The sequence below is a fragment of the Agrobacterium vaccinii genome (genome assembly GCF_021310995.1).
GTDB lineage: Bacteria > Pseudomonadota > Alphaproteobacteria > Rhizobiales > Rhizobiaceae > Agrobacterium > Agrobacterium vaccinii.
This window is the reverse complement of sequence record NZ_CP054150.1, coordinates 1,440,831-1,456,012: the sequence shown is the minus strand read 5'-3', so window position 1 is coordinate 1,456,012 and position 15,182 is coordinate 1,440,831. Positions and strand designations below refer to the sequence as shown.

Genomic DNA, 15,182 nt, shown 5'->3' with positions numbered 1-15,182 from the left:
CTCTCCTTGTTAGTTGATGATCGTCTGGATGAATGGGGCGTCGTCGAAGGCCTGCTCCGGCGACAGGTGCTCGACCAGACCGTCGTAGATCAGGCAGAGCAGGGAGTTGCGTACATCGATCTCCGGCGGCAGCGTGCGCTCGACCGCGAGAAAGCTGATGGGCTGGACTATGGTACGCATGAACTCCATGACGAGCGCACAGTGGCAGTCGTTCCGGTTGGAACATGCTACGACGATGTCCTCCGCGTTTGCGGCCTTGTCATCGGTGATCTGTTCTTCCGTGAGAACGACGTACTCGTCGAACTTGTCGCCCATGAGCTGCTCGCGCACCAAATCCCGGATATCAAAAGCCTCGCTCTCTCCGAGGAACTCGCTAGCTTTCACCGAGTATGCGATGCGGAAACCGGTGTCGTAGACAGCGTAGTGATCAACGACCGTCCAGTTCTGAGTGCGTGCGCCTGGCCGCCAGTACCAGAGCTTTGGCCACTGCTCACGCAAGTCGACGACATGTCGGTCTGCGAGGAGCATCATCGTGAACTTACTCTCGAGGCCGCTGGCGTAGGAAAGCGCTCGGTTGAAACGGTGAGCATAGTCGTTGCCGACAACGGATCCCTTTTCCTTGGGCTTACGCTGCTTGATGTAGCCCGTCGGAGGCGTGGGGCGAATCCAGGCAACGTCAGTGCGGTCACCCGCTTCCTCGAACGTCAGGGATTCATCGTTGAAGATAAGCACCGTCCACGAAACGAACGAAGCGACCCACGTTAGGGCGATCGGGGGTAAGAATCCCGGGGGCGTCCGGGGTAGGGAGAGCGTCAAATCCGAGCGCGTGGTGCTGGATTTCGCGGAGGATACGGCGTGCCTTCATTTTCCTGACCTCACTGTCGCTGATGGCGGTCGGCTGCCGCAGCGAGGTTGGACTCCAGCATGGAACTCGCGGTGCGGTCGCCGATCAAAACGACGTCGTCCTGACTGGTCTCCGGGTGCGCGCGATTGTTACGGCACAGAGCAACGAGCACCGGGGGAAGAGATTTTACATAGTGGCAAAACGAGACAAAGCGCGGGACATCGTAGAGACGGTCGTCGTGGTGAGAGAGTAACGCGATGCGGCGGGTCATGCGCCTGTAAAGGTACGCGATGCTCGGTAGACCCGGATCAAGGTATTCAAGCACTGCTTCGATGATGAAGTCGGCCTCAATGTCGCTAAAGCCGCTTCCGCGAATCCAGCGGGCCAGATTGTCGATATCCTTATGGAAGGTAGCGGGGATGGGCGTGCTGATCGGAAGACACGGGTGTTCATTCTGCAACATGGCAGTTTCCTTTCTTTATCGATTTTTGGGGGGAATGGAGACAAGCCGGACGGCTGTTACGACCGTCTGGTAATTACTACAGTGCTGCGCTCAGCTCTTCATCAAAGGCGCGGTCTAGGAACATCTTACACCAAGCGTCAGTGTTGGCTTCGTCGAAGCGCCAGTGCATCTGGGCGCGAAGCTGACTGATTAACGCCTTAAAGGACACATCAGTGGATGACGGCATTTTCTGCGCAATTCGGGCATAATAGGCGAGAATCTTCTCCGACGGGCATCCATGAACCATCGTCATCGGCGCTTTGTCGTATTCGCGTCCACGCATCTCGGCGACCTCATCGCGGCGTGCCATAACGCGGCTGATACGTTCGTGCAGCGGTCTCTCTTCATCGAGAAGAACATCGAAGAACGGACGCGGATGATAATCAGCAGCCTCCAGTTCATCGATGCCAAAGGCAACGCGAACTCCGGGCTGATGGATGAGATCACCGAGAACCTCGACGCAATCCAAAAGCGTTGCCTTCGTGTCGTGGTCAGACATGTTTTTTCCTTTCTTCAACAATGATTTATGCATGTCAGAGTCTGTCTCGCAGAAGATTTCCTGAGGGATCTAATGAACCGGCTCGCGAACGACGCGCTCAGCAAGCAGGGCGGTGAAAACCTCATACGAGACACAGTACAGGACCGGGTGCCCCTCACGCTTGAGACCTTCATTCGTCTCCGCGATCAAGGAACTCATCAGCTCCCATACTTTACGTTCGTTACCGGGCACCTCCGATGCTGTAGAAAGCGCCACCTCGAGGGCGTTGCGCTCAACATCTAAATATCCGTTCAAAACACGGAGGTTCATCTCGGCTTCGGCAGCTACGAAAGCCTCGTCGGTGATTTCGTTCAGGCGGTCTCTGTTGATGATGTAGGGCTTCTTCATTGTGTTCTCCTTAGTTGTCGTTGGCGACATTCGCGGTGGCGGTGTAAGTGGGCTCGATCACGGCAGAAGCTGCAGATACGAGATCAAACGTCGTCGTTCGCCGACGCCGTCCCAAACGCATGGATCGGACGAATTCAGGGGGAAGGGAGCGGACACGGTTACGGAACGTGGTGAGAGAAGGTTTGCGAACACCTCCGCCGCCGTAGCTTGCATCCTCATCGATGAGGCCGCAGAGAATCCAGTAGGCCTGGACAATCGTCGGACGGGACGAGTTAGCCCACGCAACGGCGGCGACGGAGTGCAACTCCCGCTCAGCGCGGCTGAAGTGACCTGCGGGCTGGTTTTTGAACCACGCCCGGAGATCGGGGATGAACTTTGCAGGAATGCGTTCGCCAAAAAGAAGGCGCGGGTCCTCACACTGCGTCATGGCGCAGATCCTTTCTCACTCTATCGGGGTTGTCATCGGCTGGATCTGGGAACCAACCGCATGTCTTGGCATCAGACCGGACGGGAGGCCCGGTGCGCGCGGTCCGACAGCGGCATCATGGCGCTTCGGACCAATCTCTCCGGTGAAACCGGAAGACACCCTGCGGACAGACCGATGGGTGTCGGGGTGGCATCAGTTTGATGCCGCGCCAAGATCATTGTCGATGAGAGAGGCCGTTGCGGCGAGGGGAAGTGGTATTGGACTTAGACATGCGTTTCCTCAATTTTCAAAACATGGTCGTCTTGCTGAGGGAAGGTGCCGGGACCGCGTCGGTCACCGGAGTCGTACCGATGCCTTAGGCGGCTTGTTGGCCCTTCCAGGCCGTGTATGTCGGTGCAACTTGTTGCATGTGGTTCAGGTCCTTGTTTAATCGATCGCATTTGGATCAATTCGAGGTAAAATCAACACAGTGTCGGCAATCCGTCAATAGAAATTTTCAACGAGTAGTGCATCGAAACCAATGGGTTAGCGCTGCACGTGGTTAAAATTGTTTAAGAATTCAATTTAATAAATGGTTAATGGGTATACGGCCCGAAACTGTCATTCCCTGATTTTTCTGGAGAAGAAAAGGTTTGTGAGGAGACGGCCTGTATCATTTAGGGGCAGGTGGAGGTGACGCTTGCGGTAATCCCGTGGCAACCACCTCCGTTGAAAAAATCTAAAAATCGCCCCCTGATCCTTCCAGAAATTATGTCACATCCACATCATTGGAGCATTTTCGGTACAGGTTCTGTCAAACGCCATTCGCCATTCTCCCACGGGTTCCACGAACCACCGTGAACGATATGGATCAAACAGACCTGGAAGAGGAAAGTGCGAATGGATCAACATGAAATCTCTGATGTCTCTAGTCGCGATTGGCATTTCATAGTGGATCGCGACCGCAGCGATGCTGGGATCTGATCCAAATCTCATTTTGGTGGACCCCGCTGATCCAGACCAGAACCTTCGGAGTTCAGGTACAACTGACATCCGGGCAATCAGTCTGTGTATTTCCGCGTTAGTAGGAGGTACAAAAACATCTGTCTCGAGCAGATCATCAAGCCACCTCAGAAGCGGGATGGCTCGCGGCGCGTCTATCAGGCGCAACATCTGTCCGCCGCGCTCGAGCTCGAAGATGGTCCACGTCGGTACTGCGACAGATCCTTTCGGAAGTGCCCTTAGAAATCTTACTACTTCTTCAACTGGTTTTGCGCATCTCGCTTCGCTCAACACGCTTGTATCTAGCAGAAAATGACTCCTGGTCATGGGCTGGTTCCTGTGAGCCGTCATAACAGGGTCCCGGATCATGCTTTATGAAATGTAAATATTCCGAATTTTGCATCGTTTTCAGTGAGACAGCATCCCGATGAGTTCTTTGATGCAAGATTCGAGCTGTTGCAGCCTCACCTGAACCTACTTTCTGACGGGTGTATGCCATGGCAAAGTCGGCTTGCGACTGGTCTGCGTTGATCACGACATTTCTGCTTCTTCTAAAAAACGAAAATTTAATGTGGGTACCGTGGAAGATTCCCCTTAGGTTCGTTCGATTTAATTCTATAGTGCACGAACTGGTCACGACACAGGAATCTCGGTTCGCTATGAACAAGCTAACGCGACTCACGCTTGAAAAGGTTGCAGACAACATGCCAGCGATTTTCGAGGCAGCACGGACGCTAGGCCCGCAGGAAATTGAGGATGGTGATGGTGTATTCACGCTAAGCTATTCCCGCAGCGCAGCAAAACGCGATGCGCGCGAATTCCTAGCTAACGGGGCACGCGATCGGACAGATGGCATCGACTGATTTGTGTCCTGGCATCGTGTTGGTCTTTGGGAACTGGCCGAAACCAAGGATTCGATCGGCTGATTGGTCCAATCTTCCGGGCTAGAAAGCCCGCAGCTTAGGCTGCGTGCGTTACATGCAGGACATATACTGCAACCCGCTGGTATTCAGCCGACACGTCACCGCGTTCAAGAACATGGAAGAGGCTGCGTCGGTTTGACACCAATCGCCCTTTTCCTGGTCATTCACCTATTCTACCATAATCTCATCGGTTACTTGCAACCTGGCATCCGGCCATGCAATTTGTCACTCTGGGCAGGGTTGGACACATGGTTGCAATTTCACGATGGCTTTCTATCGGCATGGCCGCACTTCTATTGGTGGCTGTCGCACCGGCTCAAGCCCGTCTAGCATACACTACGCAAGCCTCAGAGGGCGGAGACAGATTCCTGATCGTCTCGGGGGCTTTCGAATTCAGTGACGACCTCTCCGACTTCCGTGCTGTTGTATCCAGGGAGCACCCTGTCTTCGTCGTGTTCGACAGTCCGGGTGGCAATGTCGTGAAGGCGATCGAACTCGGACGTCTCGTTCGGGCGCTTGGACTGTCGACCGTCCAGGTTAGGACGTCTGAGTGCGCATCGGCTTGCTCTCTGGCATTTCTGGGTGGCGTAAGCCGGGCCGCGCAGCCTGGTTCGATCGGGGTCCACAAGTCTTCGTTCAGCGACACAAGCGGTCTCCAGACACACGATGCCGTTTCCGCAGTTCAGCAACTGACTGCCGATGTCATCGGATACATGATGGAGATGGGCGTGGATCCGGCATTGCTCCAGCTATCTCTCAGCTATGACAGTGATGACATACGATACCTGTCGGGTAGCGAGATGACCAAATTTCGAGTGACCACAATAGCCTCGCCGCCGACAATGGCGATTAACCCCGGCAGCGTTCCTACCGTGCAGACAACGACCCCTTCGGGAGGCATTCAGGCCAAGACCGAAGTTTCCCTCGATATTCCCGTTGCGCGAACTGGAGCCGTCCGGCACCCAAAAGGCGCGGCACCGATTAAACTTCTGGGCAGCTCGGACGCTAAAAGCATCGGCAACGCTGCGAACGGATCCCCAGTGGAAATTCTTTCGATATCCGGGGACTGGTATCGGGTCTCCGTCGCCGGGCAACACGGCTACATGCACTATTCCTGGATCCGGGTGGACCAGTTCGAAGAGAAGCCAGGAGACCATCGTTTCGTGCAGGTGAAGAGTTTCAGTTCGCTGCCGGAAGCGGAAGCCTTCGTCCGTAAATCTTCGGTACCACTAGCCGCACACCTCGCAGCGAATGGTTGGTTCGCGGTTACCCTGCTGGATAATTACTTGGAGCGGGAAGCAAAGGACGTTTCGAACGCACTCATGGCAAAGGGTCTCATTGCCAGCGACTCGATGGTGACGATCGGGAATACCTATGTCCGGAAAGTCTGCTGTGATTAGAGGCGGGCTCATATTCGGGAACTCAGTTTTGAAACTGTTGCGACTGCTCCTGGCGATGGCTTTGATGTTGTCGGCTTGGACTGCTGACTCACAGGCCACGAATACGCCTTGCAGCGGAAGCAAAGGGGGAATTGCTAGTTGTCGGGGCGAGACTTTCATCTGTAATGATGGTTCAGTGAGTGGCAGCAAAAAATCGTGCTCGGCCTATATGGGGGGTGCACTCGGCCTTATCGATGAGAGCGGCTCTAACATGTCGCCAGTGGTCGGTAATGAATGCTCGTGCCGTTCCGGAGCATATTGCACAGGTCCGCGTGGTGGGCGCTACTGCATAACGGACGGTGGTTCGAAAAGCTATCTTCGGAAATAGTACAGATCACTGTTTGTAAAATGTGAGATCGTGCTTCAACACAGCTTCAATGCTTTTTAGCCGATCTGCAGGACGGCATGTCGGTGCTCGTCTATCTCGTCACCCAGATGGCAATTACCGTTAATGCGGATTCGCCCGCCTAAGCATTTTCCCGCTATTCGGTAGCAGGTGCCACCAACTAAGCCGAGAGGCGTAGTCACGACATGACGGCAATGATATGCTATAATGACTTAAAGGAGGGAGCACGACATGCAACCTATGGAACACGATCGTGTCTCGGCGGAGGATTTCCTCGAGTGGATTCTCAACCAAGAGGGCCGATTCGAGCTGGTTGATGGTTATGTCATCGAGATGATGGCTGGTGCAAAGCAGGGCCATAACGTCGTCGTTTCGAACATCGTTTCCTCGCTGGGGCCGCAGTCGAAAGCTGGTGGCTGCCGAACGACTTCAAGCGACACAGCCGTCCAGACGCTGGCGAGCACCATTCGGTACCCCGACATTGTCGTGGACTGCGGCCCCCCCGACCCGGACGCGATGGTTGCCGAAAGCCCCACACTTGTGGTGGAGGTCTCGTCCCCCGGCACGAGTTCAGTGGACACCACCGACAAGCTCGACGAATACCGGGAACATCCGGCGGTCCGGCTCATCATGTTCGTCGAGCCGAGCAGTGTCCTCGTCAAGCTCTACAGACGCGACAGTGAGGGAGCGTGGTGGTCCGAGAAGTACGATGACCTTGCAAGCGTGATCCAAATGCCGGAGATTGGCGCTGCTCTCGAGCTGTCCGAAATTTACGATACGCTAATGCCTCGCAACCGCACACGCCTGCACGTGATTGAAGAGATCAACGGTCGAAAACCGCGTTGATCTCTAAACCAGAGCAGCGGTAGCGGTTTGGTGGTGCCTGCTACCTAATTGCGCATTTTCCTGCGAAACGCGTTTGCAGATGACCGCTCAGGTCTTCAAACAACAGCTCCGCCATTGTCGAGTGATGCTGCTTGACATAGTTTGTGATCTTTACGGTAGTCGAAAGAGAACGCTTCATGACCCTTCGCTCTGGCGCAATCGCGCTCGTTATCTTGACGGCAACCACATCCTCAGCCACGTCCAGACGACAGCAAGCTGGCAGACAGCATCGACTCCGGTGAACAGGGCGGCTGATAGAATCAAAGGCCGATAAAACTCGTGAACCCAAGCCGCTAGACTTCGCTTCGGCGTAAACGTTGCCTCGGATTCATCCGGAAATGCGGATGCATTTGCTATTGGCGCAAATGCAATCATGAAGAATCTGTCGGAATCCAAGCGGAACTACGATCCGCACCAATACAGGACACAGGATAGTTCTGGCCCTTATCTACGAAGTCGGTTTCGCCTTCTGCGTGAATCCGAAGAGCGGCTCGAAGCCGGCAGCGGCGAACTGATGGAGATATCGGTGCCGAAGCCACCCGGAAGCAATGGCTCAGGCCCTTGGCAGCGGCGAGACCGTCGAAGGAATGCTCAAATCGAAAGCCAATCCCTCCTGAGGACAACTGATGGGTGGTTCGTCGGCAACGCGAGTGGCCGAGATAGCGTGCACCCAGAGCGGGAAGCGCTTGTCCGGGGTCTCGAGATGAAACAGAAAATCTAGGATGGAGCACCCAAGGTCAGTGACGCAGGAAAGGCTCGACCTCAAGAGACACGTTGGTCTCATCGGGGTCATCGCAGGTGCCGTCATCGGTCTCATGATCGGCAGTTTGCTGCGATGGGTGGAGCGAAGGGTGTGCCCGCAGGGCTACTTGCTGTCGTGTTCGGATTTTTCGGAAACCGCTATGGTATCGGCAAGACCGCTCCCGTGACGTATAAAATCTTATGCAACCGATTCCACCAATCTCAACCTTCAGCAAATATAGCAAAGCGAGACGGAGGGGATCATGTCGTTCGGTAAACTTGTGGCTCTTGGAATGATCGGAGCATTTTGGGCGGGGGCTGGCTACAGCTTCTACGCAAACAAACATGTCTCGCCGCAGGGCGGAAGCGCTCGTACCCAAAACCCATCGGCTGTGCAGGTAGTGAAATCGCCACCGACACAGAACGTTCCAGGTTTCAGACCGTATTCTCTTTGCTCAGGATCAACTCGGTCACACTGTGTCGTCGACGGCGACACGATCTGGCATGAGGGTACCAAGATCCGAATAGCCGATATCGATACACCGGAAGTCGGCGACCCAAAATGTTCATCGGAGGCAGCCCTCGGGGCCAAGGCGACAAAAAGGCTTCTCCAGCTCGTCAACGCCGGGCCGTTTCAGATGCAGGCATGGCAAGGTCGCGACGAGGACAAGTACGGTCGCAAGCTCCGAGTGTTCGTGCGAGACGGTCGCAGCCTGGGAGATATCCTTGTTAGCGAAGGTCTGGCGAGGACATGGACTGGCCGTCGGCAGCCATGGTGTTAGATATCGTTTGGGGCGCTGGGAAACTGACAAAGACTGGATTGCGACTTAGTAGATTGCCGCTTCTTCCGTTACAGTCCCAGTTTTTCGCCTGGCGTCACGCTGATGAAGACAATGACTGCATGACGAAGTCCCGAGAGGACAAAACATCCCGCCTTCGGGAGGCGGGGCTTGCGAAAGAAGAGCCAGATCGCCCAAGCCCTTCGGTGAAAACCGCGCAAGAAGACATGCACTTTGCAATTTTTTGCGTCACGAGCAGGGCTGAACAGAACCTCGATCGTTTTCAGAGCCCCGCTTGATTTCAAGCAATAGCAGCGGAGAGCGCAGCCTCGCAGTGGATCAACGTCGTATCGAACACAGGCACCGAAACATTCCCTTGGCTCAAGAGCATTCCGACCTCGGTGCACCCAAGGATAAGGCAGTCACACCCTTTCGAGACCAGCCGTTGCGCAATGGTTTCGAAGGTTGTTCGGCTGACTTCGTTGGTCACGTCACGGCAGAGTTCTTCGTAGATGATACGATGTGTTTCGGCTCTGTCATCTGCATTGGGCACGATCGGCATCAAGTCGTGAACCTTGAGGCGGTCGGTGTAGAAGGACTGCTCCATCGTGAACTTGGTTGCCATCAAGCCTGGACGTCTCAACCCCTTTGCCGCGATTTTCTCCGCGGTTGCGTCGGCAATGTGCAGCAGCGGTATCGAGAGGCCATCGACGACCTTGTCGGCGACCTTGTGCATGGTGTTGGTCGCAAGAAGCACTAATTGCGCTCCGCCACGTTCGAGCGCACGGGCTTCGGCATTGAGAACCTGTCCAGCAGTATCCCAGTCCGACGAGGCCTGGAGCGTGGCTATGCGGTCGAAATCGACGGATCGTATCAAAAGGTCCGGAGAGTGAAGGCCGCCCAGCCTTCCCGTGTAAGCCTCACCAGCTCTCGATAATAGGTCTGCGTCGATGCTACCGACATCCCACCCAGAATTCCGATCGTTTTCATATCAACGCTCCGACCTGTCTTTTTAATCCGGGGCACTCAAATGCCAACCTCTGCTTTCATAACAGAAGACCGCACTCCTGCAATGCGATGACGGGTCGGTCAGCGGGATAGCTTACCGCCGGATATTCATGGCAAACCTCCCCTTGCCGAGGTCGATCACCTCCGCTAAACGGTAATAATGTTACATTCAGATCATGCGCCGCCTCCTAATCCTGCCAATGCCTCCAGTGCCCGCTTCTTCGGGGGGCTTGGTATTCCGGAAGGATCAAGGGTCCTGGATATAGGGTGCGGCAACGGCGATCTGAGCAGGCTCATGGCCAGGATCGTAGGCCCAGACGGCGTAGTGGTTGCGATCGACAGCAGCGAGTACGCGTTGCAACTGGCGCGGAACAAAGAGAGCGAAACCGATGCGGCTCCGATAGACTACCGATTTGTCGATCTGGCATCGGACCTTCCCGATCTCGGTCGGTTCGACGTCATCGTCGGGCGCCGTGTCCTGATGTACCTTCCCGATGCTTCATCGACACTCTCGCGGCTGGTTGCGCTCGGGAAGCCGGGTGGAATCCTGGCGTTTCAGGAGCATGCACGCGGCAACTTCCCATTCGGTCTAGGGGACGTTCCACTGCATCGCAGGCTATATGACTGGGCTTGGAACACGGTGGCAGCGGAGGGTGGCGATGTCACTCTCGGTCTGAAGCTTATCGACAAGATGAGTGAGCAGGGTCTTTCGATTGTAGAGTGTCGGAATGAGGGCGTGTTGATACCACCCAACGAGCCGTCTTTCCTGCCAACTCTCATGCACGTCATGCTCCCGAGGTTCGTCGAACACAACGTCTGCAGGGCGGAGGACGTGCAGATCGATACGCTCCGGGACCGGATCGAAGAAGAACGTCGCGCTGTCGGCGGAACGATCGTTTGGGATCAGGCCTTCCTAGTCGCAGGAAAGGTCCCGGGCTGAACGGGCAGGAGTTCGAAAAGGCGCTCCTCCCGGACCGACAGTCGGGCAGGGACGAGCGCCATATGGGAAGCTCAACCGACGAACATAAGGTCAGATTTCCTGGAGCAAGGCGTTATCGAGTTCAACGCTCCGCTTATAGGCGGCTCTGGACACCAGGTTTCCCGCGTATTTCACGAATGCCTCGCGGGGAGGGATCGTTCCCAATCCAAGACCCCATCCGATATGCGAACCGACGTATACGTCGGCGGCGGTGAACCGTTCACCAGCGATGAAGGGATGTCTTGTCACTGCGAACTCGAGTTGATCCAGGGTGCGCTCATAGCTGCCATGACCAAAGAAGAATTCCTGTTCCGGCAATGGGACAAACCCCGCTCGCTTGTTGGTAACGGCCTGCTCCACCGGACCCGCGGCAAAGAACATCCAACGATAGTAGTCAGCTTTCTCATCGTTCCCGGGCGAGAGGTTCGCTAAAGGGAAGATATCGGCCAAATAGGCGATGATGGCTCCGCTCTCGCTGATGACGCGACCGTCATGCTCGATAGCAGGTATCTTGCCAATCGGATTGACCTCCCCGAAAAAGCGCGCCTGCTCGCTCTTGTCGTCGGAGGTGGGTTTTTCCAGGGCTGCGCCGCCCCACTGATCATCCGCGCTCGCTTTCTGGTAATCAAGCACGATGGTGTCGTAATCGGCACCTACCTCTTCGAGCATCCAGCGGACCATACGGCCTCGGGAGTTCGGATTGGTGTAAAATTTGATAGTCATTGAGCGGCTCCATTTGGTGATATATCCAATCCTACGCTCCGAGCTGCCTGTTCACTACGGCAACAAGCGCCAAAAAACTTGCAAACGACGCCATCTTGCACCAAGGTTTTTGACGGCCTGAAAGGGCCATCGATGCTTTCGAGTAAGCGTGGTGAGCAAGATCGAGGATAATCTACATGACGGTAAAAGTGGCCTCATCTTCAGACCGGTGCAGATTGCCTCGCCCCTTCTGGTATGGCATCGAAACCCTTGGTCTGCGCCCTTCGGCGGTTCTGAGCCACGCGAAGCTGCCCATGATGCTGTATCTCGACGAGTCTGCGGTAATCACTACGGCGCAACTTTTCTCCGTGTGGGAGGCGATCGAAGCATTATCGGGCGATCATGGTTTCGGTCTCCGGATGGTGGAACAGACCAGCACAGCAAACCACAAGCTTGCATTTTTGACAGCGTCTTTCGCAGTTAACTTTCGTGACGGACTTGAGCGGATCGTGCGCTTCAAACGTATATGCAGTCCCGACAAAATGCTGTTCGAGGAAAGAGATGGCAAGGTTTCACTCGCGCCGGATTGGCCTTCGGGCACGGGAGCAGAACCAGCCTTATCAGTAGATGCGAGTTTTGCGATGATTGTTGAGTTGGGTCGCCGCGGTTCCGGAAAGCACATCGTCCCTGTGCTTGTCGAGTATGCAAGGAACGGAGAAGCATCGGCCGTTCATGAGGAGTTTTACGGCTGCCCTGTCCGCTTCGGTGCGGATCGCGATAGGCTCGTTTTGAAATCGTCGGATATGGAGATGCCATTCGCGGGACATAACCCGGAAATGCTTTCCATAATGACCCCGGCACTTACTGCGGCTCTCGTAGATGTAGAGACCTGGGGGAGCGTGCCCGAGCACATCAAGGTTGTATTGAAGCGTAACTTGGCCAGCGGTCGCCCAGGTATAGCCAACGCCGCACAAGAGCTGGGATTGAGCGAACGGACCTTGCAACGGCGCATAGGCGACGCGGGAACAACGTTCCGGGCGCTGCTGGACGAGGTAAGACAGGAGCTTGCGATATCGCTTCTTTCGGATGCCTCCATCGCAATCGATGAGATCGCGTTTCTCCTGGGCTACGAAGACGAAAGTTCGTTCTACCGATCTTTTAAAAGCTGGCAGAAGACGAGCCCGCAAAGATGGCGGAAAACAAGGGGCTAAAAAAATGAACGCCCCGACCTCGTAGGTAAAATGCAACGTATCTCGTTGAAACGTTAGCCGCCGCCTGGAGAAATACTTTCATCTTCGCGCCCTCTGGCAGCAGATCTGCCGACCGCTAGTGGCTTGCCACGAAGCTCCGGGTTGTCACGTTGCTCGACGGAGGCGTAGAAGGCATCCATATCCACGTGAATGATTTTACGAACCGCGTGCATGTCAGGGCCTTACCGATTGACCTTGTGCTTCCCCAGCGAAGTCGACTCGCTCCCGAGCCGGGTAGATGCAACACAATCTTCTCACAACAACAGCCCCTCTTCCTGCAGGTCGGGCTTTGTCTCCGGAGGCACGATGACCAGCATGTTGCTGGGCAGGGGTCTCTGAAGGTGACGCGCCTCGTCCCAAGGTGCCGTCAGCCACGTATCGACTTCTTCCGGCGTCGTCAGGACCGCTGGCATCGCTTTTTCATGGATGGGTGAGACGATCTCGTTGGGCGACGTCGTCAGGAAGCCGAACAGCTCGTACTCCTGCTCCCCGTCTCTGACTTTGCGAATGCCTTTCCATGGCGTCCAAAAGCCTGCGAAGAACATCAAGGGTTTGGTGGCATCTTTGGCAAACCACGCATTCGGTACGCGTCCGCCTCCGACCTTGCTTGCCGGATCTGGTTCGGCGAAGGACGTGAAGGGAACAACGCAGCGACTGGTCGGTCCGAGCCACCGACGCCAATGCGGAGAACCGACATTGCGGATATTGGTGACGCCGGGATCATAGTTTTTCACGTAGGCCGGAGGTGAAGGCATGCCCCATGTTGCCCGGACGATCTCCCTTTCTCCGTCCTCGGCGACACGAACAATGGGAGCCTGGTATCCGGGATGGACGTCGAAGCTCGCCTCGTTCCATCCGGCCAGATCACGGAATGCCTTGGTGAACTGCAGTACGGCGTTACGTGTCGTGGTCACGTTATAGAGATTGCACATCGCTCGCTCCTAATTCCATATGCCGCGCATGCGGGTGCTAACATCGATGCGGATCTGCCGAGCACCGCATTCGGACACGCATGCGACTTGATAAAATCACGTGGCTAGTCCTGTAGAGGCTTAATAGCATCGACCCGAACGACCCCCTCGGTAACGCCTCGGGCAACATCTGTACGACCGTGCTCGATCTCGATCACGGTGTAGAGCTTTTCGTCGCGGAATGCGCTTGCGTTTGCAGTTGTGACATCTTCTGCAGGGGCGGAATCAATTTCCATGAAATCGACCTCGCGGCTTGATGCGACAATCCGTGCATCGCCAGACGTGCGAGCAGCCACCGTCACTGGTCCATTTGGCTGAAAACCCTGCCACCTGGGATCGTCGGGGCTGGCGGTAGGCTCCAGACGGTAAATGTTAAGAGGTTCACCGGAGCGTTCAGCCACAGTAGAGCTATCCCGGATTTGGGCCTGGCTTTCAACAGATTTGCCGAACCTTGTATCGCTCGTGTTTTCGCTGTCGTTTGACGTTGTCACGTTTGACATAATCGTACTCTCCTAGGGCCTTCTTCCCAAAACAAATCTCGATGTTAGGGGCGTACCACGTTGCACATACCAAAGTCGGTAAGGAGAATTAACAAACAGACACGCAAGCAGTTCCTTCAATAGAACAGCGATGCGTGTGCCGGTCTGAATGGAGCAGGCACCGTTTATCGGAGGGATATTCCGCTATGGCCCGGAGCCGCTACCCAACCGATTTACGATGAAGTTGAGTTCAGGCGACTCGCGCCGAACCTGAATAGATGGATTGCGGTTGGCACGAGTGGACGCAGCGTGAATTATCTCGGAACGCTTACGTCAGATATTACAGTTGATCTGGCTCAGATACAAATCACGACGTCCGCTGGCAACGTACCTTTGGGCGGCACCAACTCTCTCGCAATTGAATGGGAATACTGAGATAAGTGCTGGCTAATCTCGACGGGGACTAGGGGAAACCGAAAGAGGGATTAGCCAGCACAATGTCAGAAATCATCGTGTGCGAAGATTTGCTGACGGGGCCATCAGGGGACACGATGGTGATCAAATAATGCAGATCAGCACAAACAGTTCCGCAATCTGTCGCTGAATCACAAACGAATGATAGCGGTTAATCCGAGACGTTTTACTTCGGCTTCCGCAAATTCGGTGGCAGTAGGCTCGTCCGCATACGTCGTGACTGTAGCACAGCCATTCTCAATGACGCGCACCGTCCAGAGTTCGTTTGAGAAAAACAACTCAACAGAATTACCAAGGACATTTTCGATACGTTCGAACAGATCAGACATTTTTTCTGCTTATCTCAGCGTGACGCGGTATTCCAGTACGACTTCTTGCGCGTACGCTACCGTACAAAGAAACGTCAACTCCTTCTGTTTCTACGTTTAACGAAACCTTTCATTAGGAAATCAAACATTAGAAAGGCGATAGGAACGAAGTGCTCACGCGTTGGTTTGGGACACGAAGTGAGTATCTGTGAAGGCGTTATGACTAAGTGTTATTTCCACATGGAATATCAGGACTCT

15 protein-coding genes and 2 pseudogenes are annotated in these 15,182 nt (G+C 55.0%); 6 read left to right on the top strand and 11 right to left on the bottom strand.

From position 1 onward, the window contains the following. Positions 1 to 9: 9 nt before the first annotated feature. The 5 genes from HRR99_RS07340 to HRR99_RS07320 form a co-directional block, all read right to left on the bottom strand. Positions 10 to 732, bottom strand: a complete 723-nt coding sequence (locus HRR99_RS07340; protein WP_233123309.1) for a hypothetical protein — start codon at positions 730 to 732, stop codon at positions 10 to 12. Positions 733 to 875: 143 nt separating this feature from the next. Next, positions 876 to 1,307, bottom strand: coding sequence for a hypothetical protein (locus tag HRR99_RS07335; protein ID WP_233123308.1), 432 nt, complete (start codon positions 1,305 to 1,307; stop codon positions 876 to 878). Between the two features lie 76 nt (positions 1,308 to 1,383). Further along, on the bottom strand, positions 1,384 to 1,845 hold the full coding sequence (locus tag HRR99_RS07330) for a hypothetical protein (protein WP_233123307.1): 462 nt from the start codon (positions 1,843 to 1,845) through the stop codon (positions 1,384 to 1,386). A gap of 69 nt (positions 1,846 to 1,914) precedes the next feature. Next, positions 1,915 to 2,232: a hypothetical protein gene (locus HRR99_RS07325; protein ID WP_233123306.1), complete on the bottom strand. Its 318-nt coding sequence runs from the start codon at positions 2,230 to 2,232 to the stop codon at positions 1,915 to 1,917. 10 nt (positions 2,233 to 2,242) lie between these two features. Further along, positions 2,243 to 2,659, bottom strand: coding sequence for a hypothetical protein (locus tag HRR99_RS07320; protein ID WP_233123305.1), 417 nt, complete (start codon positions 2,657 to 2,659; stop codon positions 2,243 to 2,245). A 1,640-nt stretch (positions 2,660 to 4,299) separates the two neighbouring features. Between HRR99_RS07320 and HRR99_RS07315 the strand changes: the two genes are divergently transcribed. The 4 genes from HRR99_RS07315 (at position 4,300) to HRR99_RS07300 (ending at position 8,756) form a co-directional block, all read left to right on the top strand. Then, positions 4,300 to 4,503: a hypothetical protein gene (locus tag HRR99_RS07315; protein ID WP_233123304.1), complete on the top strand. Its 204-nt coding sequence runs from the start codon at positions 4,300 to 4,302 to the stop codon at positions 4,501 to 4,503. A gap of 308 nt (positions 4,504 to 4,811) precedes the next feature. Then, a complete protein-coding gene (locus tag HRR99_RS07310; protein WP_233123303.1) occupies positions 4,812 to 5,963 on the top strand; it encodes an SH3 domain-containing protein in 1,152 nt (383 codons plus the stop codon). A gap of 616 nt (positions 5,964 to 6,579) precedes the next feature. After that, positions 6,580 to 7,194: a Uma2 family endonuclease gene (locus tag HRR99_RS07305; RefSeq protein WP_233123302.1), complete on the top strand. Its 615-nt coding sequence runs from the start codon at positions 6,580 to 6,582 to the stop codon at positions 7,192 to 7,194. Between the two features lie 1,172 nt (positions 7,195 to 8,366). Continuing rightward, complete coding sequence (locus HRR99_RS07300; RefSeq protein WP_422387312.1) at positions 8,367 to 8,756, top strand: thermonuclease family protein; 390 nt, start codon at positions 8,367 to 8,369, stop codon at positions 8,754 to 8,756. A 298-nt stretch (positions 8,757 to 9,054) separates the two neighbouring features. Here the strand turns inward: HRR99_RS07300 and HRR99_RS07295 are convergent. After that, positions 9,055 to 9,743, bottom strand: a pseudogene (locus HRR99_RS07295) (aspartate/glutamate racemase family protein). A gap of 178 nt (positions 9,744 to 9,921) precedes the next feature. On the opposite strand from HRR99_RS07295, the gene HRR99_RS07290 reads away from it, so the two are divergent. Next, the gene (locus tag HRR99_RS07290) at positions 9,922 to 10,701 is read left to right on the top strand and encodes a class I SAM-dependent methyltransferase (protein ID WP_233123300.1); all 780 of its coding nucleotides are present in this window, start codon (positions 9,922 to 9,924) and stop codon (positions 10,699 to 10,701) included. 90 nt (positions 10,702 to 10,791) lie between these two features. On the opposite strand, the gene HRR99_RS07285 is transcribed toward HRR99_RS07290, so the two are convergent. Continuing rightward, positions 10,792 to 11,463 carry a glutathione S-transferase family protein gene (locus HRR99_RS07285; protein ID WP_233123299.1) on the bottom strand — a complete coding sequence of 224 codons (672 nt, stop codon included), beginning with the start codon at positions 11,461 to 11,463 and terminating at the stop codon, positions 10,792 to 10,794. Positions 11,464 to 11,639: 176 nt separating this feature from the next. Here HRR99_RS07285 and HRR99_RS07280 point away from each other — a divergent pair, with 176 nt between their 5' ends. Further along, complete coding sequence (locus tag HRR99_RS07280; RefSeq protein ID WP_233123298.1) at positions 11,640 to 12,653, top strand: AraC family transcriptional regulator; 1,014 nt, start codon at positions 11,640 to 11,642, stop codon at positions 12,651 to 12,653. A gap of 89 nt (positions 12,654 to 12,742) precedes the next feature. On the opposite strand, the pseudogene HRR99_RS07275 reads toward HRR99_RS07280, so the two are convergent. The 4 genes and pseudogenes from HRR99_RS07275 to HRR99_RS07260 form a co-directional block, all read right to left on the bottom strand. Next, positions 12,743 to 12,865, bottom strand: a pseudogene (locus tag HRR99_RS07275) (Y-family DNA polymerase); the annotation flags it as partial. A gap of 81 nt (positions 12,866 to 12,946) precedes the next feature. Then, positions 12,947 to 13,624: an SOS response-associated peptidase gene (locus HRR99_RS07270; protein ID WP_233123297.1), complete on the bottom strand. Its 678-nt coding sequence runs from the start codon at positions 13,622 to 13,624 to the stop codon at positions 12,947 to 12,949. A gap of 104 nt (positions 13,625 to 13,728) precedes the next feature. Next, on the bottom strand, positions 13,729 to 14,163 hold the full coding sequence (locus HRR99_RS07265) for a hypothetical protein (protein WP_233123296.1): 435 nt from the start codon (positions 14,161 to 14,163) through the stop codon (positions 13,729 to 13,731). Between the two features lie 584 nt (positions 14,164 to 14,747). Next, on the bottom strand, positions 14,748 to 14,945 hold the full coding sequence (locus HRR99_RS07260; RefSeq protein ID WP_233123295.1) for a hypothetical protein: 198 nt from the start codon (positions 14,943 to 14,945) through the stop codon (positions 14,748 to 14,750). Positions 14,946 to 15,182 lie beyond the last annotated feature (237 nt).

Bases quoted from the DNA above. Each gene is read 5' to 3' on its own strand.
- HRR99_RS07265 (WP_233123296.1), bottom strand. From the start codon at position 14,163: ATGTCAAACGTGACAACGTCAAACGACAGCGAAAACACGAGCGATACA.
- HRR99_RS07285 (WP_233123299.1), bottom strand. From the start codon at position 11,463: ATGACTATCAAATTTTACACCAATCCGAACTCCCGAGGCCGTATGGTC.
- HRR99_RS07320 (WP_233123305.1), bottom strand. From the start codon at position 2,659: ATGACGCAGTGTGAGGACCCGCGCCTTCTTTTTGGCGAACGCATTCCT.
- HRR99_RS07270 (WP_233123297.1), bottom strand. From the start codon at position 13,624: ATGTGCAATCTCTATAACGTGACCACGACACGTAACGCCGTACTGCAG.
- HRR99_RS07315 (WP_233123304.1), top strand. From the start codon at position 4,300: ATGAACAAGCTAACGCGACTCACGCTTGAAAAGGTTGCAGACAACATG.
- HRR99_RS07325 (WP_233123306.1), bottom strand. From the start codon at position 2,232: ATGAAGAAGCCCTACATCATCAACAGAGACCGCCTGAACGAAATCACC.
- HRR99_RS07280 (WP_233123298.1), top strand. From the start codon at position 11,640: ATGACGGTAAAAGTGGCCTCATCTTCAGACCGGTGCAGATTGCCTCGC.
- HRR99_RS07290 (WP_233123300.1), top strand. From the start codon at position 9,922: ATGTTACATTCAGATCATGCGCCGCCTCCTAATCCTGCCAATGCCTCC.
- HRR99_RS07310 (WP_233123303.1), top strand. From the start codon at position 4,812: ATGGTTGCAATTTCACGATGGCTTTCTATCGGCATGGCCGCACTTCTA.
- HRR99_RS07305 (WP_233123302.1), top strand. From the start codon at position 6,580: ATGCAACCTATGGAACACGATCGTGTCTCGGCGGAGGATTTCCTCGAG.
- HRR99_RS07335 (WP_233123308.1), bottom strand. From the start codon at position 1,307: ATGTTGCAGAATGAACACCCGTGTCTTCCGATCAGCACGCCCATCCCC.
- HRR99_RS07330 (WP_233123307.1), bottom strand. From the start codon at position 1,845: ATGTCTGACCACGACACGAAGGCAACGCTTTTGGATTGCGTCGAGGTT.
- HRR99_RS07260 (WP_233123295.1), bottom strand. From the start codon at position 14,945: ATGTCTGATCTGTTCGAACGTATCGAAAATGTCCTTGGTAATTCTGTT.